Annotated in this window: 19 protein-coding genes; 4 read left to right on the top strand and 15 right to left on the bottom strand. The window is 68.4% G+C overall.

Annotated elements, in window-relative coordinates; all coding sequences use genetic code 11:
* Positions 1-30: 30 nt before the first annotated feature.
* From IFSED24_RS01775 to IFSED24_RS01740, 8 genes are all read right to left on the bottom strand, one after another.
* Positions 31-1353 carry a dihydroorotase gene (locus tag IFSED24_RS01775; protein ID WP_491333518.1) on the bottom strand — a complete coding sequence of 441 codons (1323 nt, stop codon included), beginning with the start codon at positions 1351-1353 and terminating at the stop codon, positions 31-33.
* A gap of 19 nt (positions 1354-1372) precedes the next feature.
* On the bottom strand, positions 1373-2323 hold the full coding sequence (locus tag IFSED24_RS01770; RefSeq protein WP_491333517.1) for an aspartate carbamoyltransferase catalytic subunit: 951 nt from the start codon (positions 2321-2323) through the stop codon (positions 1373-1375).
* The gene (gene pyrR, locus IFSED24_RS01765; RefSeq protein WP_491333516.1) at positions 2323-2871 is read right to left on the bottom strand and encodes a bifunctional pyr operon transcriptional regulator/uracil phosphoribosyltransferase PyrR; all 549 of its coding nucleotides are present in this window, start codon (positions 2869-2871) and stop codon (positions 2323-2325) included. Before pyrR ends, IFSED24_RS01770 begins: the two co-directional genes overlap by 1 nt.
* 181 nt (positions 2872-3052) lie before the next feature.
* Complete coding sequence (locus IFSED24_RS01760; protein ID WP_491333515.1) at positions 3053-4363, bottom strand: ATP-binding cassette domain-containing protein; 1311 nt, start codon at positions 4361-4363, stop codon at positions 3053-3055.
* Positions 4356-5120, bottom strand: a complete 765-nt coding sequence (locus IFSED24_RS01755; protein ID WP_491333514.1) for a tetratricopeptide repeat protein — start codon at positions 5118-5120, stop codon at positions 4356-4358. Before IFSED24_RS01755 ends, IFSED24_RS01760 begins: the two co-directional genes overlap by 8 nt.
* Entirely contained in the window at positions 5117-6157 is a 1041-nt protein-coding gene (gene dusB / locus IFSED24_RS01750) for a tRNA dihydrouridine synthase DusB (RefSeq protein WP_491333513.1), read from the bottom strand. The genes IFSED24_RS01755 and dusB overlap by 4 nt, the downstream gene beginning before the upstream one ends.
* Before the next feature lie 187 nt (positions 6158-6344).
* Positions 6345-7193, bottom strand: a complete 849-nt coding sequence (locus IFSED24_RS01745) for a thiamine pyrophosphate-dependent enzyme (protein ID WP_491333512.1) — start codon at positions 7191-7193, stop codon at positions 6345-6347.
* Positions 7193-8923, bottom strand: a complete 1731-nt coding sequence (locus tag IFSED24_RS01740) for a 2-oxoacid:acceptor oxidoreductase subunit alpha (protein ID WP_491333511.1) — start codon at positions 8921-8923, stop codon at positions 7193-7195. Before IFSED24_RS01740 ends, IFSED24_RS01745 begins: the two co-directional genes overlap by 1 nt.
* Positions 8924-9076: 153 nt before the next feature.
* Here IFSED24_RS01740 and IFSED24_RS01735 point away from each other — a divergent pair, with 153 nt between their 5' ends.
* The 4 genes from IFSED24_RS01735 (at position 9077) to IFSED24_RS01720 (ending at position 13911) form a co-directional block, all read left to right on the top strand.
* Positions 9077-10165 carry a glycosyltransferase family 4 protein gene (locus IFSED24_RS01735; RefSeq protein ID WP_491333510.1) on the top strand — a complete coding sequence of 363 codons (1089 nt, stop codon included), beginning with the start codon at positions 9077-9079 and terminating at the stop codon, positions 10163-10165.
* Positions 10162-10953, top strand: coding sequence for a nitrilase-related carbon-nitrogen hydrolase (locus tag IFSED24_RS01730; protein ID WP_491333509.1), 792 nt, complete (start codon positions 10162-10164; stop codon positions 10951-10953). Before IFSED24_RS01735 ends, IFSED24_RS01730 begins: the two co-directional genes overlap by 4 nt.
* Positions 10954-11014: 61 nt before the next feature.
* Positions 11015-11608 (top strand): RNA polymerase sigma factor, encoded by a 594-nt coding sequence (locus tag IFSED24_RS01725; RefSeq protein ID WP_491333508.1) that lies wholly within the window; start codon positions 11015-11017, stop codon positions 11606-11608.
* Positions 11605-13911: a YfbK domain-containing protein gene (locus IFSED24_RS01720; RefSeq protein ID WP_491333507.1), complete on the top strand. Its 2307-nt coding sequence runs from the start codon at positions 11605-11607 to the stop codon at positions 13909-13911. Before IFSED24_RS01725 ends, IFSED24_RS01720 begins: the two co-directional genes overlap by 4 nt.
* Before the next feature lie 100 nt (positions 13912-14011).
* Here IFSED24_RS01720 and IFSED24_RS01715 read toward each other — a convergent pair whose 3' ends face one another.
* The 7 genes from IFSED24_RS01715 to IFSED24_RS01685 form a co-directional block, all read right to left on the bottom strand.
* On the bottom strand, positions 14012-14431 hold the full coding sequence (locus tag IFSED24_RS01715) for a hypothetical protein (protein WP_491333506.1): 420 nt from the start codon (positions 14429-14431) through the stop codon (positions 14012-14014).
* A 75-nt stretch (positions 14432-14506) separates the two neighbouring features.
* The gene (glgC, locus tag IFSED24_RS01710) at positions 14507-15760 is read right to left on the bottom strand and encodes a glucose-1-phosphate adenylyltransferase (RefSeq protein WP_491333505.1); all 1254 of its coding nucleotides are present in this window, start codon (positions 15758-15760) and stop codon (positions 14507-14509) included.
* Positions 15761-15816: 56 nt separating this feature from the next.
* A complete protein-coding gene (locus IFSED24_RS01705; RefSeq protein WP_491333504.1) occupies positions 15817-16185 on the bottom strand; it encodes a response regulator in 369 nt (122 codons plus the stop codon).
* 83 nt (positions 16186-16268) lie between these two features.
* Positions 16269-18032, bottom strand: a complete 1764-nt coding sequence (locus tag IFSED24_RS01700; RefSeq protein ID WP_491333503.1) for a PAS domain-containing sensor histidine kinase — start codon at positions 18030-18032, stop codon at positions 16269-16271.
* Position 18033: 1 nt separating this feature from the next.
* Positions 18034-19512: a glycogen synthase gene (locus tag IFSED24_RS01695; RefSeq protein WP_491333502.1), complete on the bottom strand. Its 1479-nt coding sequence runs from the start codon at positions 19510-19512 to the stop codon at positions 18034-18036.
* Complete coding sequence (locus IFSED24_RS01690) at positions 19509-20471, bottom strand: galactose-1-phosphate uridylyltransferase (RefSeq protein WP_491333501.1); 963 nt, start codon at positions 20469-20471, stop codon at positions 19509-19511. The genes IFSED24_RS01695 and IFSED24_RS01690 overlap by 4 nt, the downstream gene beginning before the upstream one ends.
* A 171-nt stretch (positions 20472-20642) precedes the next feature.
* On the bottom strand, positions 20643-23693 hold the full coding sequence (locus IFSED24_RS01685; RefSeq protein WP_491333500.1) for a FlgD immunoglobulin-like domain containing protein: 3051 nt from the start codon (positions 23691-23693) through the stop codon (positions 20643-20645).
* Between the last annotated feature and the right edge of the window lie 417 nt (positions 23694-24110).

Genomic DNA, 24110 nt, shown 5'->3' with positions numbered 1-24110 from the left:
ACCGCTGGGTCGTCCCGGAGTTCCGGGCCGCTAATCAAGGCTAGGGTCCTCCTCGCGCCAGGTCAACCGACCGCGCATGAAGGTGGCCAGCACGCGCCCCTTGAGCGTCTCGCCCAGGAAGCTGCTGTTCTGGCTTCGCGACCGCAGCTTGTCCGCGGTCACCACCCACTCGCGCTCGGGATCCAGAAGCACGAAATCGGCCTCGCTGCCTTCCTCGAGACGGCCGATGGCCAGACCCATGACGTCGGCGGGCCGCTCGGCCATGCAGGCGACCAGCTGGCCCAGGTCCATCTTGCCCGTATCCACCAGGTAGGTCACCCCCACCGCGAAGGCAGTCTCCAACCCGATGACGCCGAAGGGCGCCTGGTCGAACTGCAGTTCCTTCTCGGTGGCCGTGTGCGGCGCATGGTCGGTGGCGATGCAGTCGATGGTGCCGTCGGCCAGGCCGTCGGCGATGGCGGCCACATCGTCGGGTTCGCGCAGCGGGGGGTTCATCTTGAAGCGGGGCGAGTAGTCGCGGCAACGGCTGTGGTCGAGGCTGAAGTGATGCGGGGTGGCCTCGGCCGTCACGTGCACCCCGTCGGCCTTGGCCCGACGGATGATCTCCACGGCGCCCTTGGTGGACACGTGGGCGATGTGCAGATGGCCGCCGGCCGCGCGCGCCAGCTCGATGTCGCGGAAGGTGGCGGAATCCTCGCTGGCCCGCGCCATGCCCGACAGGCCCAGGCGGGTCGACCAGTAGCCCGCGTGCATGCAGCCGCCTGCCACGATGCTCAGGTCCTCGGCGTGGCTCATGATGGGCACGCCCAGCACCTTGGCGTACTTCAGGGCGTTGCTCATGAGCTTGCCGCTCTGCACCGGCGAACCATCGTCGGTGAAGGCCACGGCGCCGGCGGCGACCATGGCGCCCATCTCGGCCATGGCCTCGCCCTGGCGGCCCACCGAGATGGCGCCGGTGGGCAAGACCCTGCAGAGGCCCGCTTCCACGCCTCGGTCGATGACGTAACGGACCAGGCCCGCGTTGTCGATGGTCGGGTCGGTGTTGGGCATGGTCACCACCGCGGTGTAGCCGCCGGCCGCGGCGGCGCGGCAGCCGGTGGCCACGGTCTCCTTCTCCTCCTGGCCCGGCTCGCGGAAATGCACGTGGGTGTCGATGAACCCGGGCGCCAGGACCAGGCCTTCGGCGTCGAGCACCGGCAGGCCCTCGGCGGTGGGTTTGCCCACCCCGATGGCCTCGATCCGCCCCTTCTTCACGTGCAGGAAGCCCTTGCGGTTGGACACCTTGCCACCGCGAGCGAGCTTGACGCCGGTCACCAGGTACTCGGCGGGGATGCGCTGCCAGCTCCACTCCATGTCGTGTCTCCTTGTGCGGTCAGGCCGCTTCGTCGGACGCCAGGGCGCCCGGATCGCCGCCGGACAGCAGGTAGATGAGGGCCATGCGCACAGCCACGCCGTTGGCCACCTGGTCGAGGATCACCTGGCGCGGGCCGTCGGCCACCTCGCTGGCGATCTCCACGTTCCGGTTCATGGGGCCGGGGTGCATGATGAAGGCCTCGGGCTTGAGCCCGCGGACCACGTCCTCGGTCACCCCGTAGAGCCGATGGTACTCGCGGTTGCTGGGGAAGCCGGTGCCCGCGCCGCGCTCGAGCTGGATGCGCAGGATGTTCAGCACGTCGGCCTGGGCCACCGCCCGCTTCAGGTCGTATTCCACCTTGACGCCCAGCCGCGCGATGTTGCCCGGCACCATGGTCGGCGGACCGCAGACCGTGACCTCGGCGCCCAGCTTCTCGAGACCCCAGATGTTCGAGCGGGCCACCCGGCTGTGGGCGATGTCGCCGATGATGGTGACCTTCTTGCCGCGCAGGTCGCCCAGCCGCTGACGCATGGTCATGATGTCCAGCAGCCCCTGGGTGGGATGCTCGTGGCAGCCGTCCCCGGCGTTGATCACCGGGCACCTCAGAACCCGGGACAGGTACTGCGCCGATCCGCTGCTCTTGTGGCGGACCACCAGCATGTCGATCTTCATGGCCGCCAGGTTCTCGGCGGTGTCGCGCAGGGTCTCGCCCTTGCTGAAGCTGCTGGTGGCCACCGAGAAGTTCACGATGTCGGCCGACAGCCGCTTCTCCGCCAGCTCGAAGCTGATGCGGGTGCGCGTGCTGGGCTCGTGGAAGAAGTTCACCACCGTGCGGCCGCGCATGATGGGCACCGACCGGACCGGCCGGTCGAACACCGCGCGGAACCGCGAGGCGATGTCGAGGATCAGGAGGATCTCCTCGGCGGACATGTCCTCCAGACCCAGGACGTCCTTACGCTTGAGGCTCATCAGTCCTGCACCTCCCCCACCACCACTTGCTGCTTCCCGTCGATCTCGGCGACCTTCACCTTGATCACTTCCTTCTGCGAGGTGGGCACGTTCTTGCCGACGTAGTCGGGACGGATGGGCAGCTCGCGGTGGCCGCGGTCCACCAGCACCGCCAGCTGGATCGCCCGGGGCCGGCCCCAGTCCATGATCACGTCGAGGGCCGCGCGCACCGTGCGCCCGGTGTAGAGCACGTCGTCCACCAGGATCACCACCTTGTCGGTGACGTCCAGCGGCATCTCGGTGGTGGCCACCCGCGGCGACGGTCCCAGCTTGGAGAGGTCGTCGCGGTAGAAGGTGATGTCGATGGCGCCCATGGGCAGGTCCTCGCCCTCGACCCCCTTGATGGCCTCGCGCAGCAGGCCCGCGAGCGGCACGCCGCGGCGCTGGATGCCCAGCACGACCAGGTCGCTGGTGCCCCCGTTGGCCTCGAGGATCTCGTGAGCCATGCGCTTGATGGCGCGCGTGACCTCTTCCTGGTTCATGATGACCGCTTTTTCGGTGAAGCTCATGATTCTCCTCGCCGGTTGAGGGCCGGGCACAAAAAAACGGCCCGCGCGCCGGTGCGCATGAGGCCGCTCTGTTTCCTGCCGCCTCCTCTTCGGGCCTCGCGGGACCGCGTTAAAAAGGACCTGGAACTCCCCGAAGATAGCAGGGCCGAGGCGCCGGTGCAAGCGCCTCGCCCGCGCCCGCTCAGCCGGGCCGTGGCCGCTGGTAATATCCCGCGCTTTCCAGGTCCAGAATCCGGCAGCCGCATGCCTGCAGGAAGGACCGATCGTGGGACGCCACCACCAGCGCCCCAGCCGGTGGAGCGTCCGCCACCAACGTCGCCACCAGGGCCCGTCCGCGCGCATCGAGGGCGGCGGTGGGTTCGTCGAGGAGGGTCAGGGAACGCCGGGAGTGCAGGGCCAGCGCCAGGGCCAACCGGCGCTTCTGTCCGCCGGAGAGGTCGTGGGGGTGCCGGCGCAGCAGATGCGCTGGCAGGCCGAGTTCGGCGAGGAATGCCTCGGGGGCGGTGGATGCGAGCCGGGGATCGAGCCGGATCTCGGCCGCCACGTCCGGCCGCGTGAAGCAGTACTCGGGGAACTGTGGCGCCAGGGTGGCCAGTCCATGATCCAGATCCTGGTCGCCGCGGCCATAGAGCCGGCGCCCGTCGAGTCGCACCCCGCCAGTGTCGGGACGCCGCAGTCCGGCCATCACGGTCAACAGCGTGCTCTTACCGCAGCCGTTGGGACCGGTCAGCCCCAGGCGCTCTCCCGGGCGCAGCGCCAGGTCGACGTCGGCCAGCCCGGTGCCATCAGGGAAGCGGCAACCCACCGCCGAAAGTGCGAGCACCGGCTCGCCTGTGGCCGACTCCGAGGGCGCCGGCGGCGCGTAGGGAGGCTCGAGGAGCGCCACCACCCCGGGATGTGTGAGCAGTGTCGCCACCTCGCCCCTGGCCAGGACCGCGCCCTGGTCGAGAGCCAGGGCCTGGTGGCAGAGCGCCACCTCTTCCCGCGACTGGCTCGCCCAGATCATGGTGCCGGGCCAGGCCGCGAGGCGTTCGCGGAGCCAGCCCGCCTGGGCGGCATCCTGGAGGCTGGTGGGCTCGTCGAGCAGCAACACGTCGGGCTGGCCGGCAAGCACCTGGGCCAGCTGGAGGCGCTGTTTCTGACCCGCCGACAGCAGGCGCGGGTCTTCGCCCTCGCGGCCGGTCAGGCCGAATTCGGCCAGCACCGGCCCGGGGTCGAGTCCAGGATGGCCCAGGGTGAGTTCCTCGACCACGGTCCGCGCCACGAATTGCTCGTCGGGATCCTGGAAGACCAGTCCCGGGCGGCATCCCGGCAAGACCCCGGGCGTGGCCAGGTGACGCAGCAGCGAGGACTTGCCCGAGCCGTTGCCGCCGATCACCGCCAGGCGCTGCCCCGGCAGCAGGATCAGCTCGAGATCGTGGAGTACCGGGAAGGGGCCATCCGGGCCATCGCGCTCCAGGGTGAGCCCCCGCAGGACGATGGGGTCAGCCACCTTGCAGCTCGCGGAGATGACGGCGGGCCTCGGCCGCCCAGCTGCTGTCGGGATCCAGTTCGAGGTACCGCTGCCAGGCCTGGAGGGCTTCCTGACGGCTACCCGATTCCTGGAGCGCTCGCGCGTGGCCGAAGGCCGCCCGGCGGTGGTCGGGATGGGCAGCCAGAACCTGTCCGAAGGCTTGGGCGGCCTCGATGTACCGGGTCTGCTTGAAGAGGGCGTTGCCGTAGGCGAAGCCGAAGTCCGCATCGCCCGGCCTGGCCGCCACCAGATCGGCGAGCAGGTCGGCCGCAGCCTCGGACCGGCCGCGCTTCAGCAGCACCAGCGCCAGGTTGTACCGCGCGTCGGTGAGATCTGGTTCGGTCCGTAGGGCCAGGCGGAACTGGCGCTCGGCCTCGTCCAGGTCCCCGCGCGAGAACGCCGTCACGCCACGGTTGTACGGTTCGAGGGCGGCGGCGCGGCGGCGCGCCTGGTCGTACTCGGCCTGGGCGAAGCTGAGCCGCAGGACCGATCCGGCGGCCAGGCGCGAGGGGTCGGTGACCCCGTTCTCCTGGGCGATGTCGGCGGCGCGGGCAGGGTCGCCGTAGTAGAGGTCGGCGATCCGCGCGAGCGTCTCGCCCTCGCCGATGGTGTGCTCGAGGGTGTACGGGCCGATCGGGTGTGGCGGCGCCGTCTCGACCGCGGGGCCCGCCTGCTTGCTGCAGGCCGCCAGGCCAGCGACGAGGCCGACCGCCAGGGCGAGGCGCACGATTTTCACGAAGCCAGATCCTCCCGGTCGCTGGAGACCTCCCCGGCCTGGCGCGGATCGCCGGCGCGGGCAGCCTCCTCGAGGACCGCGATCATACCAGCGCTGCTGTCCTCCGCATAGAGTCGCCTGCGCATGCCGGCGGCTCCGGGATAGCCCCGGAAGCACTTGGCGATGTGCTTGCGCACCACCAGACAGCCGGTCTTCTCGCCGCGCTGGGCCACCTCGAGCCGGACGTGCCGCGCGATGACCTCGCACATGGCCGCGAAGCTCGGCGGTTCCCAGGCGCGGCCCTCCTCCTCGGCCTTCATCTGGTCGAAGATCCAGGGGTTGCCGATGGCGCCGCGCGCCACCATGACCCCGTGGCAGCGCGTGTGCCCGGTCAACGCCCGGAAGCTCTCCCCGTCGACCACGTCGCCGTTGCCGACCACCGGGATCTCCAGCACCTCCACCAGCCGGGCGATGGTATCCCAGTCGGCCTGGCCGCGGTACTTCTGGTTGCGCGTGCGTCCGTGGAGCGTGACCCAGACACAGCCCGCCTCCTGCAGCAGCAGGCCGATCTCCTCGTAGTTGAGACTGGTCTCGTCCCAGCCCGTGCGGAATTTGGCCGAGACGGGCAGCGGCGCCGCCGCCTCGACCACCGCCCGGACGATCTGCTCGAGGAGCGGCACGTTGGCCAGGAGCGCCGACCCGCCGCACTTCTTGACCACCTTCTTGGCCGGGCAGCCGAAGTTGAGGTCGAGCACGTCCATGTGGCGGCGCTTGAGCAGGCGGGTGGCCGCGGCCATGTGGTCGGGATCCTGGCCGAAGATCTGGATGCCCACGCGCCCTTCTTCCCCCTCTGTGTCGATCAGTTTCCAGGTCTGTTCGTTCTCGTAGTAGAGGCCGCTGGCCGAGGTGAATTCGCAGAAGCCCATGTCGGCGCCGTGGTCGCGGCAGATGGTGCGGAAGGGGCGGTCGGTCACGCCGGCCATGGGCGACAGCAGATGGTGGACCTGGTCGAACCAGGACACGCGGGGATCGATGCGGGCGGGTTTGCGGTCGAACAACGGGGACTCCTTGGCGGTCGAGGCGGCGATGCGGGCAAGATAATCAATGCGGATGGGTCGCGGCCAGCCGCCAGCACCGGGGCCGGCCCGAGGAACGGGGCGGCGACCCACTGCCGCTCTTCCAGGAGGCGAGGGCCCCGGTCGGCTGACCGGGGCCCTGTTCCGGCATCACGAACGCGGTTCCGGACTACTTGTACTTGGCCAGCAGATCCGGCAAGCCGTCGTAGCGCCCCACCCGCTCCTCGATGGAGTCCAGACGCTCGTGGATGGTGTCGCGCTCCTGCTGGTACACGAGACCGGTCCAGAACGTGGATGTGTCGAGCGCCTTCTCCATGGCCGCGAGCCGATTGCTGGGATCCCAGTCCTCGGGCAGCGGCTTGACGATCTCGTTCATGGTCTTAAACGTAATCTGCTTGTTCATGGAGACGCACGGCGAGAAGATGTGCAGCACCGAGAAGCCCTTGTGCCGCAGCGCCGCGGTGAACAGGCCCTTCAGGTCCTTGGGCTTGCCGCTGTAGCCGCGGGCGACGAAGCTGGCGTTGTAGCTCAGGAACATCAGCAGCGGGTTGAGCGGGTCCTCGATGTAGGCGTACGGCGCGGTCTTGGAGGTCATGTCCAGGGGCGAGGTCGGCGAACTCTGCCCCTTGGTCAGGCCGTAGATCGAGTTGTCGATGAGGATGTAGGTCATGTCCACGTTCTTGCGCGCCACGTGGGGGATATGACCGCCACCGATGCCCAGGCCGTCGCCGTCGCCGCCGACGGCGATCACGGTCAGTTCGGGGTTGGCGATCTTCACGCCGGCGGCGGTGGGCAGGGCCCGACCGTGCACGCCGTGGAAACCATACGTGTTGCAGAAGTACGGGAACCGGCCCGAGCAGCCGATGCCCGAGACGATGACCGTATCCTTGGGCACGGCCTGGACCTCGGCGAGGGCCTGGTAGAACGGCGTGATCACGCCGAAGTCACCGCAGCCCGCGCACCAGATCGGCTTGAGGTCGGACTTGAAGTCGGCAACCTTGAGGGCGGTGTCGCTCATCACAGCTCCTCCTTGATGGCCGCGTAGAGCTCCTCGGCGGTGAAGGGCACGCCGTGAGCCTTGTGGATCTCGATGGGTTTGATGCCGAACTTCCCCTTGAGGAAGTGGGCGTACTGCCCGGTGTAGTTCTCCTCGGGGACGATCAGTTTCTTCAGCGGCCCCAGGAACTGACGGATCCGCCACTCGTTCAGCGGCGAGAGGATCCGTGGGTGCAGGTGGGCCACCCGCACGCCGGTGTCACGCTCGATGTTCTCGAGCGCCTCGGTGATCGCGCCGTAGGTGCTGCCCCAGCCGATCACGCCGATCTCGCAACCCTCGGGCTCGTCCTCTTCCACCTGGGCCTGCTGGACCACGCGCTGGCCGAGGACCTGCAGCTTGCGGAAGCGTTTCTCGGTCATGAGCTCGTGGTTGGCCGGTGTGTAGTTGGGCGCACCCTTGGGAGTGTGCTCGAGGCCCGTGCCCATGTACATGAGGTTGTGCACGCCGGGGATCGGCATGGGGCTGACCCCGGTGTCGGTGATGGCGTAGCGCTCGAAGGTCTCGGGGTCGGTGTCCAGTGCCGGGGTCAGGCGCTCGCCCAGTTCCACTCCGGTCAGGTCGGGCGTGGGGATGTTCTGGCTCGTGTAGGCCAGGGCCTGGTCGGTGAGCACGATCACCGGGATCTGGTACTTCTCGGCGATGCGCACCGCGCGCACCGTCTGCCAGAAGCAGTCGTAGATGTCGAGCGGCGCCATGATGCAGCGCGGCGACTCGCCGCTGGTGCCGTAGATGGCGAACTTGAGATCCGACTGCTCCGTCTTGGTGGGCAGGCCGGTGCTGGGTCCGCCGCGCATCACGTTGATGATGGTCAGCGGGCACTCGGTCATGGCCGCCAGGTTGAGCGCCTCGCTCATCAGCGAGAGGCCGGGGCCGCTGGTCGGAGTCAGCACCCGCTTGCCCGCGTAGCTGGCGCCGATGCCGGCGGCCAGCGTGGCGATCTCGTCCTCGAACTGCACCGCGCGGCCGCCGAACTTGGGCAGTTCGCGGCAGAGGAACTCGAAGATCGGGGTGGCCGGGGTGATGGGGTAGCCCGGCACGAAGTTCACGCCCGCGGCGATGGCGCCGAGGGCCACGGCCTCGTTGCCGGTGACCAGGATGTGGTCGCGCTCGGGTTGACGCTTGAACGGCTTGCGGATCTCCACGAGGTTTTTGTCGGCGAACTCGTACCCGGCCTCCACGGCGTCCTGGTTCATCTTGATGACCTCGGCGCCCTTCTTGCCGAAGTGCTGGGCCACCAGTTCCTTGCCATAATCAACGGGTACGTCGAACACCGAGAGGAGCGCCCCCATGGCCACCATGTTCTTGCCCCGGCTCGTGCCGGTGACCTCGTTGCTGATGGCGTCGAGGGGCAGTTCGATGCGATGGCGGCCGCCGAGACGGTCGTCGAGCTTGACGAAAGCGGGGTCGTAGACCAGCACTCCGTCGTCCTTGATGTTTCCCACGTACGCGTCGTAGGCGTTGTGGTTGATGGCGCAAAGCACATCCACGGACTGACTCAACGAGCGTGCGGGACCATCACTGCCGCGGAGCTGGAACATGGCCAGACCGCCGCGAATTTCCGCCGGGAACGTGCGAAACGCGTGGATGTTGAGACCCCCACGCGCCACGGCCTTGGACAGAATTTCGCCACAGGAAATGACGCCCTCGCCACCCTCGCCGCCGATCCTGACGACCAGATCCTGGGTAGCCAACGTGAACCTCCAACGTGGTCCAGGTGACCCAGGGGAACGGTGGAACCGGCCGGTTTCGCCACCATTTCTTCCCCTGGCTGCCGAATGGGGCTAAAGTAAACACTCTTTGTACACGCACACAAAGTAAAACCCTGAACAAAAGGTCATTTTCATTTGCAACAGCGCCACGTCTGCTTCGTGAACTCGCTCCGCGGGCTGGGCGGCGCCGAACTCTGGTTCCTCGACGCCGCCGCCGGGCTGCGCGATCGCGGTCTCAGGACCAGCGTGGTGGCCCAGCCGGGCAGTGCGCTCCTGCAACGCGCTCAGACCCGTGGCCTCGACACCGCCGCCATCCCCATCCGCTTCGACGGCGCCCCCTGGACCCTCGCCGCGCTCTACTGTTACTTCCGGCGCCAGAACGTCACCGCGCTCGTCTGCAACCTGACCAAGGATCTGAAGGCCGCCGGCCTGGCCGGTCGCTGGGCCGGCGTGCCGGTGCGCCTGGCCAGCCGCGAGAGCGATTTCCCGCTCAAGAACAAGCGCTACTATCGCTGGTACTTCCAGCGCGCCGCCACCGGGGTGCTGATCAACAGCGAGGCCACCCGCCGCACGGTCCTCGCCAGCGTCCCCTGGCTCGACCCCCACCGCGTCCATCTGCTCTACAAGGGCATCGACCTCGACCGATTCCAGCCCGCCGGACACGATCTGCAGCAACGCCCTCCGGTGGTGGGGTTTCTGGGCCAGCTCATCGCACGCAAGGGCCTGGACGCCCTCATGGCGGCCTGGCAGATCGTCGAGGCCGCCGAATGGTCCGAGGCACCGCAACTCCACCTGGCCGGGGTCGGTCCCCTGCAGGACGAACTCCTGGCCTGGCAGCGGCAGCTGCGACGGCCCGGTGCCGTGCGCCTCACGGGCTTCGTGGAGGATGTCCCTCGCTTCTGGGCCGGTTGCCGCTGCGCCGTCCTGCCCTCGCGCGCCGAGGGCTTCGGCCTGGCCGCCGCCGAGGCCGCCGCCTGCGGTCTGCCCGTGGTGGCGACGCGGACGAGCAGCCTGCCCGAGGTAGTCCTGGACGGACGGACGGGCCTGCTGGTGCCGCCGGACGATCCCGTGGCGCTGGCCGCGGCCCTCCAACGCCTCTTGCGCGACCAACCCTGGAGCGCCAGACTGGGTGCCGCCGGGCGCCACCATATCGCCACTCGCTTCGATCACCAGCGGTGCCTGGACCAGTTGCAGCGCCTCACCTGCCCGGGAGTGGAACCATGACCGTGATCCGCGCCGCCGTCGTCCAGACCGATCCTGCCTTCGGCGAGGTCGCGGCCAACCGGGACAGTGCGCTGGCCCTGGTCCCGGCCGGCTGCGACCTGGCCGTCCTGCCCGAGCTCTTCGCCACCGGCTACCAGTTCACCGACCGCGCCGAGCTGGCCGGCCTGGCCGAGCCGGTCCCCGACGGCCCGACCTGCCAGGCGCTCGCCGCCCACGCCGCCCGCAGCGGCACCACCCTGGTGGCGGGCCTCGCCGAGCTGGCCGGCGACCGGCTGTTCAACACCGCGGTGCTGGTCCGTCCCGACGGCACGGTCGAGCGTTATCGCAAGACGCACCTCTTCTGGGACGAGAAGCTGATCTTCGACCCCGGCGACCTGGGCTTCCCGGTGTTTGCGGCCTGCGGCACCACGATCGGCCTCATGGTCTGCTTCGACTGGCTCTTCCCCGAGGCCGCCGGCACCCTGGCCCGCCGCGGCGCGCGCATCGTCTGCCACCCGTCCAACCTGGTTCTGCCCCATTGCCCCGACGCCATGCCCGTCCGCGCTTTGGAGAACCGCGTCTTCACCATCACCGCCAACCGGGTGGGCCGGGAGCACCGCACCACGAGCCGACTGCGGTTCATCGGCCGCAGCACCATCGCCTCGCCGCGCGCCGAGCGCCTCGCCGAATGTGGTACCGAGGCGGCCGAGGCCCGCGTCGTCGATCTCGACCTCGCGCTCTGCGACCCCTGGCTCACGCCGCGCAACCATGTGATCGAGGATCGTCGACCCGAGTTCTACGATCGATGAGCGTAAACGGGCGCCCTTCCCGCCCCGTCTTTGCCGGTAACCCCCGGAGGAGGTGACGGCGATGGCAACCTCAGCGAATCGGCAGGATCTGGACCTCACGCGGCGCGCCGCCCAGGGCGATGAACGAGCCTGGCGCGCCATCTACGAGGACACCTGCCAGCAACTCTTCAACTTCCTCTGCTTCCAGACCGGTGACCGCGAGACCGCCCGGGACCTGCTGCAGGACACCTACCTGAAGGCCTGGCGCCACCTCGACAGCTTCCGTGGCGACGGCTCGCTGCTCTCGTGGCTGCGCGGCATCGCCCTGCGGCTGGCGCTGGACTGGCGCCGCGGCCTGGGCCGGAAACTCCGGCAGATGGTGAGCCTGCACCAGGAAGAGGGCGACCTCGACCTGCCGGCCCCGGAGCGCCGCGAGGCGCACGAGGCCGGACTGAGCGTGCGCAGCCAGGCGTTCCAGGCCGCGCTGCAGCGGCTTTCGGCCCGGCAGCGGGCAAGCCTGGTCCTCCACGAGCTGGAGGATCTGCCGTTCGCCGAGGTGGCCCGCGAGATCGGGTGCGCCGAGGCCACGGCCAGGGTCCACCATCACCGGGCGACACAGAGGATGCGAGAGCTGCTGGCGCAGCCCGTCGACGCAATGGGAGGGCAGCAGACATGACGAAGAAAGAGTACCGCGAGGCCTACCGGCTGACCGACCGCGAGAAGGCCCAGGTCTGGAACGAGGTCCGCGCCCCGCTGGCGCGTCATCCGCAACGCCCGCGCCGCTGGCTGCCGGCGCTCGGCGGCCTGGCCGCCGCTGCCTGCGCCGTGGCCATCGCCCTGATCCTCACCACCGATGACGATGGCCGGGGGCCCCTGCCGGCGACCCAGGACGTCGCCGTCCGCTCCTCCGAGCAGCCGGCGGCGGCGCCCCCGGCCCCCACGAACGAGAGTCCCGTGACCATCCATCCTGGCAAGATGGCCACGGAATCGGGGGAGAAGACGCTGGACGAGGCGGCCAGGGCGCCCCGGCAGCTCGTGGCTTCTCGTGCCGCCGCCGACCTGGCAGCGCCTGGCGCCGGCGTGATCAGGGGCCAGGTCCGCGACCAGGAGACGGGCGAACCCCTGGCCTTCGCCGCGATCTCGATCCAGGGCACCCCCATCGGCACCATGGCCGACAGCCTCGGTGCCTTCACGCTGGCCGAGCTCTCGCCCGGCGCCTACACCCTGGAAGTCCGCTACCTCGGTTACGATCCTGCCGCGCTGACCCTCGCGGTGGCCGCTGGCGACACGGTCGTTCACGACATCGCCATGCCGGCCGTGGTGGTGGCCACGCTCGAACCCTACGACGTGGACGCGGCGCGCTACATGGTGGAAGTGAAACAGGCGACCGGCGCGAAGGCCGGTGGGGCCAAGCGCGAGGGTGAGCGCCAGGTCCGGGGCGGTCGGTCCGGCGAGGTCGGCACCATGGTCGACCAGTCCGTCTCCTCGCCCGCCCCCACCGTCGGCGCCGAATCCGGCGGCCGGCGCAACCCCAACGACCGCCCCTACGACCTGGTCTACCACCAGCACACCGGGGTCAACCCGTTCGTGGCCACCGAGGAGGATGCGCTCTCGACCTTCGCCATCGAGGTGGACGATGCGAGCTGGACCGTGGCCCGCCGCTACCTCACCGACGGTCACCGGCCGCCGCCCGAGGCGATCCGGCTCGAGGAGATCGTCAACCGCCTCGATCCCGGCTTCGGCCACACCGGCCGCGAGGACTTCTCGCTCCACGTCGATGGCCTGCCCAGCCGCTTCGGCGCGGGCTACCAGCTCGTGCGCATCGGCGTGCGCGCCCGCGACATCGCGGCCTCGGAACGCCGCCCCGCCCATCTGGTGTTCGTCATCGACATCTCCGGCAGCATGGCCCGCGAGGACCGGCTCGAACTAGTGAAGCGGGCGCTGCGCGTGCTGGTGGACGAGCTCCGGGAAGGCGACCGCGTGGGCATCGTGGTCTACGGTAGCACGGCCCGCACCGTGCTCGAGCCCACCGGCATCGAGGACCGCGCCCGCATCCTGGACGCCATCGACGGCCTGCAGTCGGGCGGCTCCACCAACGCCGAGGCCGGCCTGCGCCTGGCCTACGCCATGGCCCGCGAGCACGCCGCCGCGGGCGCCATCAACCGGCTCATCCTCTGCAGCGACGGCGTGGCCAACGTCGGCCACACCGGCCCCGGTTCCATCCTCGAGGCCGTGCGCCACGAGGCCGACCAGGGCACTGGCCTGACCGCCATCGGCTTCGGCATGGGCAACTACAACGACGTCATGATGGAGCAGCTGGCCAACCAGGGCGACGGCACCTACCACTACGTCCAGCAGCTCGCCGACGCCGAGCGCGTGTTCCGCCAGAACCTCACCGGCACCCTCCAGTACGTGGGCGCCGAGGTGAAGACCCAGGTGGAGTTCGACCCCGCCAGCGTGGTGCGCTGGCGCCTGCTCGGCTACGAGAACCGCGACGTGGCCGACGAGGACTTCCGCAACGACGCGGTCGACGCCGGCGAGATCGGCGCCGGCCACGCCGCGGTCGCCCTCTACGAGGTCAAGCTCACCGCCGAGGCCGCCCGGGATCTCGAGCGCGGCCGCCCCCGCGAGCTGGGCACCTTGCGCCTGCGCTGGGCCAAGCCGCGGTATCACGAAAAGGCGGGCGAGGTCACCGAGATCGACCGCGCCATCTCCACCGGCGACCTGGCCCGCACCTGGGACGCCGCGAACCCGCGTCTGCGCGCCGCCGCGGTGGCCGCCGAGTTCGCCGAGATCCTGCGCGAGAGCTACTGGGCACGCGGTAGCGAGATGAGCGCCCTGATCGATCCGGTCACCACCCTGGTCAGCGAACTGCCCGCCGACCAGGACGTGATGGAACTGGCCCAGATGATCCGCCGCACCGCCGCTCTGGAATCCGAGGAGGAAGACGGCCCGCCCCCGATCACCGACGAAGAGTAGCGAGCCGCGGCGGCGGCTTGGCGCGAAACTCCGCAGCAGAAGGCCGGCCATTCAGGCCGGCCTTCGCGAGGACCTTCGCGTCATGCCGCCGCCGAGACACCTAATGGAGAGTCGGGGGGGCGTCGTCGCCGTTCTCGCCGGCTTCCAGGCTCTCGGTCTCGCCGCGGAACTCGGGGAAGGGCTCGGATTCGGGATCGAGCTCGAGGCAGTGCTCCCAGATGCGCAGGAGACCGTCGAAACCCAGGCGCTGGGCCAGGGCCACCACCTCGTCCTCGAGGTAGGCCGTGAGATACTCGGTCCGGCGGTCCCGATCGCGGAGCTGTTCAACGATGGGCAGATCGCGGCGACGCTGGTCGTCGGTGACGCGCGACCCCTGGAGGTAGTCGATGTACATGTTCCAGTCGCCGCGGAAGTAGCGCAGGCAGATCAGGCTCACCTCGACCTCGGACTCGCTGAGCGAGGCGCCGTCACCGGGGGGTTCGTTGTCGAGGCGGTCGGTGGATTTCTTGCTGTCGGCCATGGTTCCTCCGGAAGCATGGGGCCGACGACTGGGGCCGGCCCTCTCCCGACAATGTGGTGCCGACCAGTCGCGCGGTCAACCGGTCTCGAGGCCCGAGAGGTCCATCTCCTTGGGAATGACCACGATGCCGTTCTGAGTCACCGTGAACAGGTTGCGGTCCTTGTCCAGGTCGCGGCCGATGACAAGCCCCTCGGGGATGATCACGTTCTTGTCGCAGATCACGCGGTGCAGTTCGGCATAGCGCCCCACCTGCACGCCGTCCATGAGGATGGACTCCGATACCTTGGCGAACGAGTTCACCTTGACGCCGCGGTGGAGGATCGACTTCTGCACGTGGGCGCCCGAGACGATGGAGCCGCCGCCGATGATGGAGTTGGCCAGGATACCCGGCTGGGGCTCGTCCTCGTTGAAGCTGTGCACCGACTTGGCCGGCGGCACCGGCGGCTGCCACGCGCGGAAAGGCCATTCGCGATCGTAGAGGTCGAGCGGCGGCTTGCGCGAGAGTAAGTCCATGGCCGCCTCGTAGAAGCTGTCGAGGGTCCCGATGTCGCGCCAGTAGAGCGGCTCGCGGGTGTCTTCGTTGCGGAAGGGATAGGCGAAGACCTCGCCTTGCTGGACCAGACGCGGGATGATGTCCTTGCCGAAGTCGTGGTGGCTGTCGCTGCGCTTGGCGTCGTGGCAGAGCTCCTTCACCAGGCACTGGGTATCCACGAGGTAGATGCCCATGTTGACCAGGCAGTGATCGGGGTCGCCGGGGATGGTCTTGGGGTTGGGCGGCTTCTCCTCGAAGCCGATCACCTGCCAGGACTCGTCCACCTCGAGGATGCCGAAATGTTGCGCGCCCTCCTTGGGCACCACTGCGGCGCCGAGGGAGAACGTACCGCCATGATCGAGATGGAAGCCCATGAGGTCGCCGTAGTCCATCTTGTAGACATGGTCGCCCGAGAGCAGAAGGCAGTACTCTGGCTTGTCCTTCTCGAGCAGGTAGACATTGTGGTAGACCGCATCGGCCGTCCCCTCGTACCACTTGGTGCCGACGCGGTGTTGCGGCGGGATGCGGTAGAGGAATTCGTCGGCCTCGTAGTTGAAGATGTTCCAGCCGCGCTGCAGGTGCTTGTCCAGCGAGTAGCTCTTGTACTGGGTCAGCACATAGAGCCGGCGCAGGCCGCTGTTGAAGCAGTTGGAGAGGGTGAAGTCGATGATGCGGTAATTACCGCCGAAGGGGACCGACGGTTTGGAGCGGTCCTTGGTCAGGGGATAGAGTCGTTCGCCTTGCCCGCCCGCCAGGACGATGGTCAGCGTCCGCCGCATGCGCTCGAGGATGTCCACCGATTCCCGCTCCCTCGGCCCCAGCCAGCATCCGCTGGAGCCACGAGAACCGGGGCTCAGCTCTCGATCATCTTGGCATCCAGCAGTTCCTTCACCTTACCGAGCAGTTCCGTGGTGTCCGACGACTTGGTGATGTAGGCGTCAGCCGACCAGGTCAGGTAGTTCTCACGGTAGCTCGAATAGGCGGTGTTCAGGATCACCGGAATGGTATTATCCATATCCAGGATCCGCTGCAAAGCTTCAATTCCATCCATGCCCGCCATGCGGATGTCCAGGATCACCAGATCCGGGTGCATGGTCTCGACGTATTCGAGGCCCTGCTCGGCATTGTTGGCGGTCATGGTCTCGTAGCCGGCTCGTCTGAGTTCCGTCTCGTAGAGCAAGCGCAGATGGGGTTCGTCGTCGACGATCAGAACCTTGGCCATGTCCTCAGACCTCCCTTGTCTGGAGCCCTCCACGTCCCAGCGCCCAGCCTAAACGATACCCCGGACCCAAATCCAGGAAAAGTCTACTCTTCAGAGACATTTTCCACCTTGGGCCGCGGGAGGATGAAGCTGAAACAGGCCCCGCCCTCGGTCAGATTCTCACCCCGAAGGACTCCCCCGTGGGCCTTGATGATCTGGGCGCAGATGGTGAGCCCCAATCCTGACCCCGTGGTCTTGGTAGTAAAGAAGGGCGAGAACATCTTTTCAGCCACATCTTTCGCAAGACCCGGGCCGTCGTCGGCGACCTGGAGAAGCACCCCCCCTTCCAGCGCCTTGCTGCTGAGGCGAACGCGGCCCCCGTCCGGCTGGGCCTGAATGGCATTAAACACAAGATTGTGAAGAACTTGCTGGATTTCTCCAGGATGGCAATTCACGCTGGAATCGCCAGCCTGCAGATCCAGCTCCAGGACCACGGATCGGTGGTCCAGGGTGGGCTGCATCTTGCGTGCCACCTCCAGGGCGATCTGGTCGGGTGGCATGATCCTGCGCATCATTTTTTGCGGTCGGATGAAATCCAGCAGGTCGTGGATGATGCGTTCGAGCCGGCTGGTCTCCTCGGTGATGATCTGGGCATACTGACGATTGGGATCGTCCTCGGCGAGGTTGCGCAGGAGCGCCCGGGCGAACCCGCCGATGGCCACCAGCGGGTTGCGCAGTTCGTGGGCCACGATGGCCGACGTCTCACCCATGACCGAGAGCCGCTCCATGCGCAGCAGAGTCTGCTGGTCCTCCTTCTGCTTCTGCTGCGCCTTGCGCAGGTCCAGGACCTTGCGGGCCAGCTCCTCGGTGAGCCGCGAGGACTCGATGGCGTTGGCCGAATGGTTGGCGAAGAGCTGCAGGAATTCCAGATCGAGTTCGGTGATCTCCAGGCCGCTGATGGCGTTGTCGGCGATCAGCACGCCGATGGCGCCGCGGCGCGTGGCCAGGGGCGCCACCGCGAACTCGCCCACGCCGAGCCAGCCGCGCACCACCTCGAGTCCCGGGCTGTCGTTGTCCCCGTTCACCATGAGCACCCGTCGCGAGTACATGGCGCGGATCAGGATGTGGTCCTCGTCGGCGAGGTCGACCACCATGTGGCGCACGATGTTGTTGACCGCCACGTCGGTCTGCCGCAGCGAGGAATCGTAGCTGGTCATCATCTCGTAGAGGTCGGTGGGCTGGTCGGCCAGGTCCCGCCAGATGCGGTCGGCCTCCTCGCGGCTGCTGGGCCCGATGGCGATCTCGCCGCGCAGCGTGCGCGAGCGTTCATCCACCAGCAGCAGGAACGCGCGGTTGAATCGCAGCCCCTGTCCGGCGGTCATGGCGATGAGCACCGACTCCAGCACCTGGGGCAGGCTGAGCTGGGCTCCATAGAGCGCCTCGCTCACCTGGTTGAGGAGGTTCAGCTTGGCCAGCCGGGCGGCACGCATGGCGTCGCGCGCTTCCATCTCGCTGGCGTCGTGCAGGACCAGGTTGTAGTAGCGCTGGCCCGCCGGCGTGGTGAACTGCTCGCAGTGGATCTCGGCAGGCAGGAGCGCCTCTCCCACCTTGAGATCGAGCTGGCGGAAGCAGCCATCCTCAGGACAGGCTCGGTCGCGGCACCCGGTGAAGACGGCGAGGCTGGTGGTCAGGTCCTCCAGCGGGCGGTCCACGATTTCCTCGCGCGGCAGCTGCAACATGCGGCAGGCGCCGGCGCTGGCGGCGGCCACGTTCCAGTCGGCGTCGACGATGAGCTGCGCCACCCGGCTGGCCGCCAGGCCGAGGGCGACCAGGGATTCCTGCGAGGGTGTGGCTGGCTGGTCGTTCATGTCAGCTCCGTGACGATCGAGGATCGGTTGCAAGGAGTCGCCGGTAAAGACGCTCGTAACCGGCGGCCGCGGCATCCCAGCTGAAATCGCAGGCCATCCCGCGGCGCTGCAACCGGCGCCAGGCCTCGCGGTCGGCGAAGAGGGCCCGGGCACGTTCGAGGGCGCCCCAGAACGCCTCGGCGGTGGCCTCGGCGAAGACGAAGCCGGTTCCAACGGCAGCCGTCGCCTCCTCGACGGTATCGGCCAGGCCACCGGTCCGGCGGACCAGGGGCGGGGTACCGTAGCGCAGGGCGTAGAGCTGGGACAGTCCACAGGGTTCGAACCGGCTGGGCATGAGGAAGATATCGCTGCCGGCATAGATGGCGTGGGCGCGCGCCTCGCTGAACTCGGCCAGGAAGACCACGCGCCCTGGATGCCTGGCGGCGGCCGCGCTCAACGCCTGCTGGATCACCGGATCGCCGGTACCCAGGACCACCAGCGAGAAGCCACCGGCCACCAGGCGGTCGACCAGCGGCAGGAGCAGATCGAGACCCTTTTGCGGCACCAGGCGGCCCACCATGCCCAGGAGCGGCCGATCGCCGGCCTCCAGGCCCACATCGGCCAGGAGTCGGGAGCGACAAATGGCCTTGCCGGCCAGGTCGTCGGCGTCGTAGGTCTGGGCGAGGTGGGGGTCGTGGGTGGGGTCCCAGGTTTGGTAATCCGCGCCGTTGAGAATGCCCGAGAACGCCTCACCGCGCTCGGCGAGGACCCCCTCGAGGCCACAGCCGAGGTCCGGATCCGACACCACTTCCCGGGCATAGGTCGGGCTGACCGTGTTGACCAGGTCGCTATCGATGATGCCCCCCTTCAGGAGATTCAAGTAGCCGAAGAACTCGAAGGGGCCGGGAAAGCGAGCCAGGGCTTCCGGCAGGCAAGCCCGCAGCAGCCATTCGGTCCCGTGGATCTCCTGGTGCGCGAGGTTGTGGATCGTCAGCAAGGTGGCCCCCGGTCCGGGCAGGTCGCGTCCCGCGTACCAGCGGCGGCGATAGACCGGCGCGAGTGCCGCCTGCACATCATGCGCATGGACCACGTCCACGGGCCAGTTCATCAATTCGGGCAAGACCAGCGCAGCCTGGGCCAGGAGGCTTGCGCGCTCGACGCTGTCGCTGAATCCCTTGCCCGCGTCATCGGCATAGACCCCGTCGCGGCCATAGAGCGGCGCACACTCGACCAGATCCACCGCGACGTTCTCCGGAGCCCCGCTCCAGCGCCAGAAGCGGACCGAGAGCATGCGCTGGCCCACTCGCAAGGGGATCGGATCGGGGCGTTTGCCGGGCACCAACCCCAGTGCCTGGCGATCCAGATGTCCATAGAGCGGGAGCACCACCCGCACACGATGCCCCCGGGCAGCCAGGGCCGCGGGCAAGACCCCTGTCACGTCGGCCAGGCCTCCCACCTTCACGAGGGGGCTCATCTCCGCTGCGACCATCAAGATATTCATGCCAGATCCTCGGTCGTGGTTAGGTCGGCCTGCCTCAGCGCCGCCGCCGCCGCCTCGGGGCGGACCGGATTGATGTGGAATCCGGTGCCTGTCTCGAAGCCGGCCAGGGGAGCCAGCCTGGGCAGAAGTTCCAGGTGCCAGTGGAAATCCTCCACGCCCACCGGGGTCGAGTGCAACACCAGATTGTAGGCTGGGTCGCCGGCCGCCACCCGCAAGGCGCGACAGGCCCGCCCGAGCAGCGCGGCCATCTCGGTGATTTCGGGCGCCGTTGCGGCGGTGAACCGGGCCGTGTGACGCCGGGGTACGAGGGTCAATTCCCAGGCGAAACGGCTGGCATGGGGCGCGAAGGCCAGCGCCTCCGGGGATTCCAGGACCATGCGATCGGCAGCGACAGCCTCGCGGGCGAGATGGCAGAGCAGGCAGTCGCCCCCTTGCCGGCGCCAGTCGGATTGGGCCGTGATCTCCGCCTGAAGGACGGTGGGGACCACCGGCGTGGCCAGGATCTGCCCATGGGGGTGGCTGAGGCTCGCCCCTGCGCCAGCGCCCGCGTTGAGGAAGAACAATGCCGAGACGATGCCCTCGCGGGCTTCCAGATCGGCGACCCGGGCCTGCACCACGGTGAGCAGATCGGCCAGATGGTCCGCCGGCAACCGCGACAGATCGGCCGCATGGTCCGGACTCAGGACCACCACCTCGTGGCGTCCCGCGGCCGCGGTCACCGCCGGATAGCGGTTCTCGAACACGCGCACCCGCCAGGGCGGTCGATCCTCCGGCAGGCCTGCCGGCCGTCCGGTGACCATGATCTCGGGAGGGGTCTCGGTCTCATGGCCCGGACAGAAGGGACAGGCGACGTGGGCCTGCGGCCTGGTCTCCAGCCGCACGTCGTGGGGGCGCGTCCCGCGGTCGGGCGCCAGGATGGTCCAGGTCGCATGCAGGAGATCGCGCCGGAGTTCGGACATGGTGTTTCCCGGAAATTAGGCCACGATCCTTGGGAACCATTCCCCCGGACCGGCGTAAGAGAAGCTGTATCCAGGAGCGTGCGAGAGCTTACCCCCCCTTCAGCTCCATGGATCAGGCGACAGGCACGAGCGGGGCCCTTGCGAGCGGGGCCCCGCTTCTTCTATCCCAGACTAGCGGATCAGGGTCATTTTGCCCAGGCTGCTACCCGCCCCGGACCGCAATTCGTGCAGGTAGATCCCGGAGGCACACGCGCGGCCGCTGCCGTCGGTCCCATCCCAGACCACAGCACCCGGACCCGCTGGACGTTCCTCGTCGAGGAGCTGCCGCACCAGGCGTCCCCGGAGGTCGTAGACCTTCAGGGTCACCCGGCCGGAGGCCGGCACCACGAAGGCGATGGTCGCCCGGGGATTGAAGGGATTGGGCTGGCAGGTCACCGTCTGGACCAGGGGCGACGGGGCGGCCACGAAGGGGTCCAGGGACTGCCCGAACGCCATCAAGATATCGGCCAGCAGCAGGACGCGCGCGGGGACTCCGCTCACCGCGCCACCGCCGTCGGCACGGTCGAACACCGCGCCCAGGGTGGTGGGCAGGGTCACCACGTCGTGGACGGGATCTCCGGCGATGTGACGCAACAGCGCGGCCTGGGCATAAACGCCGCCGCTGCCGTCAGGTGCGAGGTATTCGGCCAGCCGCTCGGCCGTGGCCGAGGGGTCGAGCAGGTCGATGGTCCGCACCGTGGGGCAGCCGCCCCGGATCCACCAGCCGCCCAGCGACGAGACCACCGAGTTCCCGGCGAGCGCCGCCACCGACGGCGAGAGCTGTCCGGCCAGCACGGTGCTCGCGTCGCGGGCCACCACCTCCGCGCCCAGGATCTCGGCGAGGAAGCTGGTGCCGGCGATGCCGGCCGTGGCCACGTCGCTGGCCAGGTTGTCGCCACAGAAGAAGGCTCGCCGCATGTCCTGCTGGAGCCAGCTGTCCAGCAGCGGGAGGTCGGCCGAGGGGTCGCCAGCCGTATCGCCGTTGCTGAGAGTATGCCGGCTCACATCGCCACACTCGTAGAGCAGCGTGGTATAGGCGGCGATCTGGTCGGGCGCCGCCCGGCCACCCAGACCGTTGCCCACGCCTTCGGCCGCCGCCCTGGTGCGGAAGAGGTCGTAGTCCACGCCGCACGCGAGGTCGAGCATGCCCAGCGCGTGTCGCCAGGGATCATCGGTGGCCACGGCGGGCAGCGGGTCATCTCGCCAGACCAGGATTCCAGGCTGGTCGTCCGCGTTGGCCGAGTGGACGCTGGGCAGGGCGCGCATGACCGCCGCTGCGGGCCAGGCGGTGGTGGCGGTGAAGTCGGCGAAGCCCGTGGTGTCGGCGGGCCAGCTGACGGTCACGGGAACGCCCCCGGCCTCGGTGGTCGCCTGGAACTGGAAGTGCAGCACGTCGCCGGGATAGATCAGCCCCGTGTCGGGCAGATCGAAGGACCAGCGGCTCGGCACGACCTGGCCGTCCGGAGCGCGGCACGAATCGCCCTCGACGGTGACGGCCACCACACCGTCGGCATCGGGCGCCTGGATCCGGACATCGTCGAAGAGCGGGTTGGCGGCGATCAGGACCTGCAGCCGCGGCAGCTCCACGAGCTGGCTGCCGGCTCGGAGCTGGTGGACCGCCACCACCACCGAATCGCCCGGATCGTTGCGGTCGTGATCGGGAGGACTGATGTTGCGGGCCATGTCGAACCGGCACGAGTTGCTGGCCAGGTCCGCGAGGTCCAGACCGCCATTGGCCGGGAACACGTCCTGCGGCAGGTGCGCATCGTCCACCATCAGGCGTGGGCCCGCCGCGGAGAAGGCGCGCACCGCCACGTTGTCGAAGTAGGGTGCCGGTGTGGCGTCGTTGCCCTGCAGACCCCAGAGCCAGCCCGCCTCCAGCACCTGCAGTTCGACCTGGATCCAGCGCCGGTCCGGCACGAGCAGATCACCGGCCAGTTCGTGGTGCCGCCGGTAGGTCGGTCCGCCATGGAAGACCACGTCCCGGCTGCGCCAGGGTGCGTCCGCGAGCGCGGTCGGGTCCTCGCTGACTGTGGAGCGCACCCGCCAGCGGTAGACCACTCCGGGCGACTGCCCGGTCAAGGGTTCGTGGACATAGGCCTCGAACTCGAGCAGGAGATCGTCGGTGTCGGGCGGCCAGGCCAGCGCCGGCGAGACGACGCCGTTGTCGAGATGGTAGAGGTCGCCCAGCAGGCCGCCCGTGGTGTTCACCACGTAACCACCCGGACCGTAGCACCAGGTCACGCAACTCGAACCGCCGGTGCCGGGAACCACCAACCCGTCATCCACGAAGACAACCTGGGACGAGCTGTTGCGCCGGCATGGATCCAGCTCCTGCAGATTCACCGCCAGCCCCGCGAAACAGCCGACCTGCCCCTCGTAGATGGGATACCATGAGTTCCCGCTGCCCGGCTCGAAATCGTCGAAGGTCGCCTCCAAACCATCGACCAGCACCTGGATGTCGTCCACCTGGCACGCACCGTCGGTGTCGTAGATGCCATCCTCGTCGGACCACTCCTCGTCCGACTGGAAGAACCAGCGCAGGCGGATCTCATCCCCCTCGGGTCCCGTGAGATCCGCGGGTGTCAGCACCACCGTCTCGTCCACCTCGCGGTCGATGCGCCAGCCGCTCCAGCTCACCAGGTCCTGCCACTCCTCGGCTCGGGCCACCTGCAGCGTCAGGAAGTCGAAACCCGGTTCGGTGTCGTGGTTGAGGCGGGCACGGATCTGCACGCTGATGGTCTCGCCCACCTGGTCCGGTCGCCACGCCCATTCGAGCCGTTCCTGCCAGTCGTTGCCATAACCCGCATCGCCGCTGGGAAACACGGTGCCGCACCACATGGCATGGTTGCCGGGCCCGTGGCCGCCGAGGGCTTCGGCATGGAAGGTCGAGACGTTCCAGAGGTTGCCGACACCGATGGTGTGGTCCTGTCCCGTCCACCCGTGCCACGCCGGTTCGTTCCCGGCATCCTGGAAGCGACCGTCCAGCCGCTCTGGTCCGCCCAGCAAGACGACCGTATCTCGCGATGCCGTCGCGGGACCGCTACCGGCGATGAAGGCGTACTGACTCGTGGTCACGGGGCGTTCTTGCTGGGGCCAGGGACGAGGCCGGGCACTTGCAGGCATGGCCACGCCCAGCAGCACCAGGCCCAGCACGATCTGAAACGAGAACCGGGCTACCATGCGAACCTCGAGATGATGGATGGAGTCTGCTTGATATTTCGTCGTTAATCTTACCGCATGAAGTAACTTGAGGTCAAATACCATGGATCATGAAATCAGCAACCAGACTCCTGGCGACAAGCCGGGAAACCCTCCGGCGACAGACAAGAAAATTGACCGCATAATTCATTGATTTCATTGAAATTAAAATCTATGTGTCGGCACTATAAACACATTTGACAGCATGGGTGTGGCCAGGCCTCGTCACCAGACGGGCGCATCCATGTAACCTGTTGTATTTAATTATCTTAATCAATCTTTGCTCGACAATTGATCCCGGCACTCCGATTGCAAGGACTGGAGTGGCGAACAATCTGAACAGAACGGATCGCTTCTGCGACCGGGTTCCGCGTCTCGGAGGTCCGTGAGGCCATCGCG

It is taken from the genome of Candidatus Latescibacter sp. IFSED24 (assembly GCF_058273205.1).
This window is presented reverse-complemented; position numbering and strand designations above follow the sequence as displayed.

Coding starts and splice junctions, on each gene's coding strand:
- IFSED24_RS01775 (WP_491333518.1), bottom strand. CDS start 1,353: ATGGAGTGGAGCTGGCAGCGCATCCCCGCCGAGTACCTGGTGACCGGC.
- IFSED24_RS01705 (WP_491333504.1), bottom strand. CDS start 16,185: ATGGCCAAGGTTCTGATCGTCGACGACGAACCCCATCTGCGCTTGCTC.
- IFSED24_RS01695 (WP_491333502.1), bottom strand. CDS start 19,512: ATGAATATCTTGATGGTCGCAGCGGAGATGAGCCCCCTCGTGAAGGTG.
- pyrR (WP_491333516.1), bottom strand. CDS start 2,871: ATGAGCTTCACCGAAAAAGCGGTCATCATGAACCAGGAAGAGGTCACG.
- IFSED24_RS01745 (WP_491333512.1), bottom strand. CDS start 7,193: ATGAGCGACACCGCCCTCAAGGTTGCCGACTTCAAGTCCGACCTCAAG.
- IFSED24_RS01700 (WP_491333503.1), bottom strand. CDS start 18,032: ATGAACGACCAGCCAGCCACACCCTCGCAGGAATCCCTGGTCGCCCTC.
- IFSED24_RS01730 (WP_491333509.1), top strand. CDS start 10,162: ATGACCGTGATCCGCGCCGCCGTCGTCCAGACCGATCCTGCCTTCGGC.
- IFSED24_RS01690 (WP_491333501.1), bottom strand. CDS start 20,471: ATGTCCGAACTCCGGCGCGATCTCCTGCATGCGACCTGGACCATCCTG.
- IFSED24_RS01725 (WP_491333508.1), top strand. CDS start 11,015: ATGGCAACCTCAGCGAATCGGCAGGATCTGGACCTCACGCGGCGCGCC.
- IFSED24_RS01685 (WP_491333500.1), bottom strand. CDS start 23,693: ATGGTAGCCCGGTTCTCGTTTCAGATCGTGCTGGGCCTGGTGCTGCTG.
- IFSED24_RS01720 (WP_491333507.1), top strand. CDS start 11,605: ATGACGAAGAAAGAGTACCGCGAGGCCTACCGGCTGACCGACCGCGAG.
- IFSED24_RS01715 (WP_491333506.1), bottom strand. CDS start 14,431: ATGGCCGACAGCAAGAAATCCACCGACCGCCTCGACAACGAACCCCCC.
- IFSED24_RS01770 (WP_491333517.1), bottom strand. CDS start 2,323: ATGAGCCTCAAGCGTAAGGACGTCCTGGGTCTGGAGGACATGTCCGCC.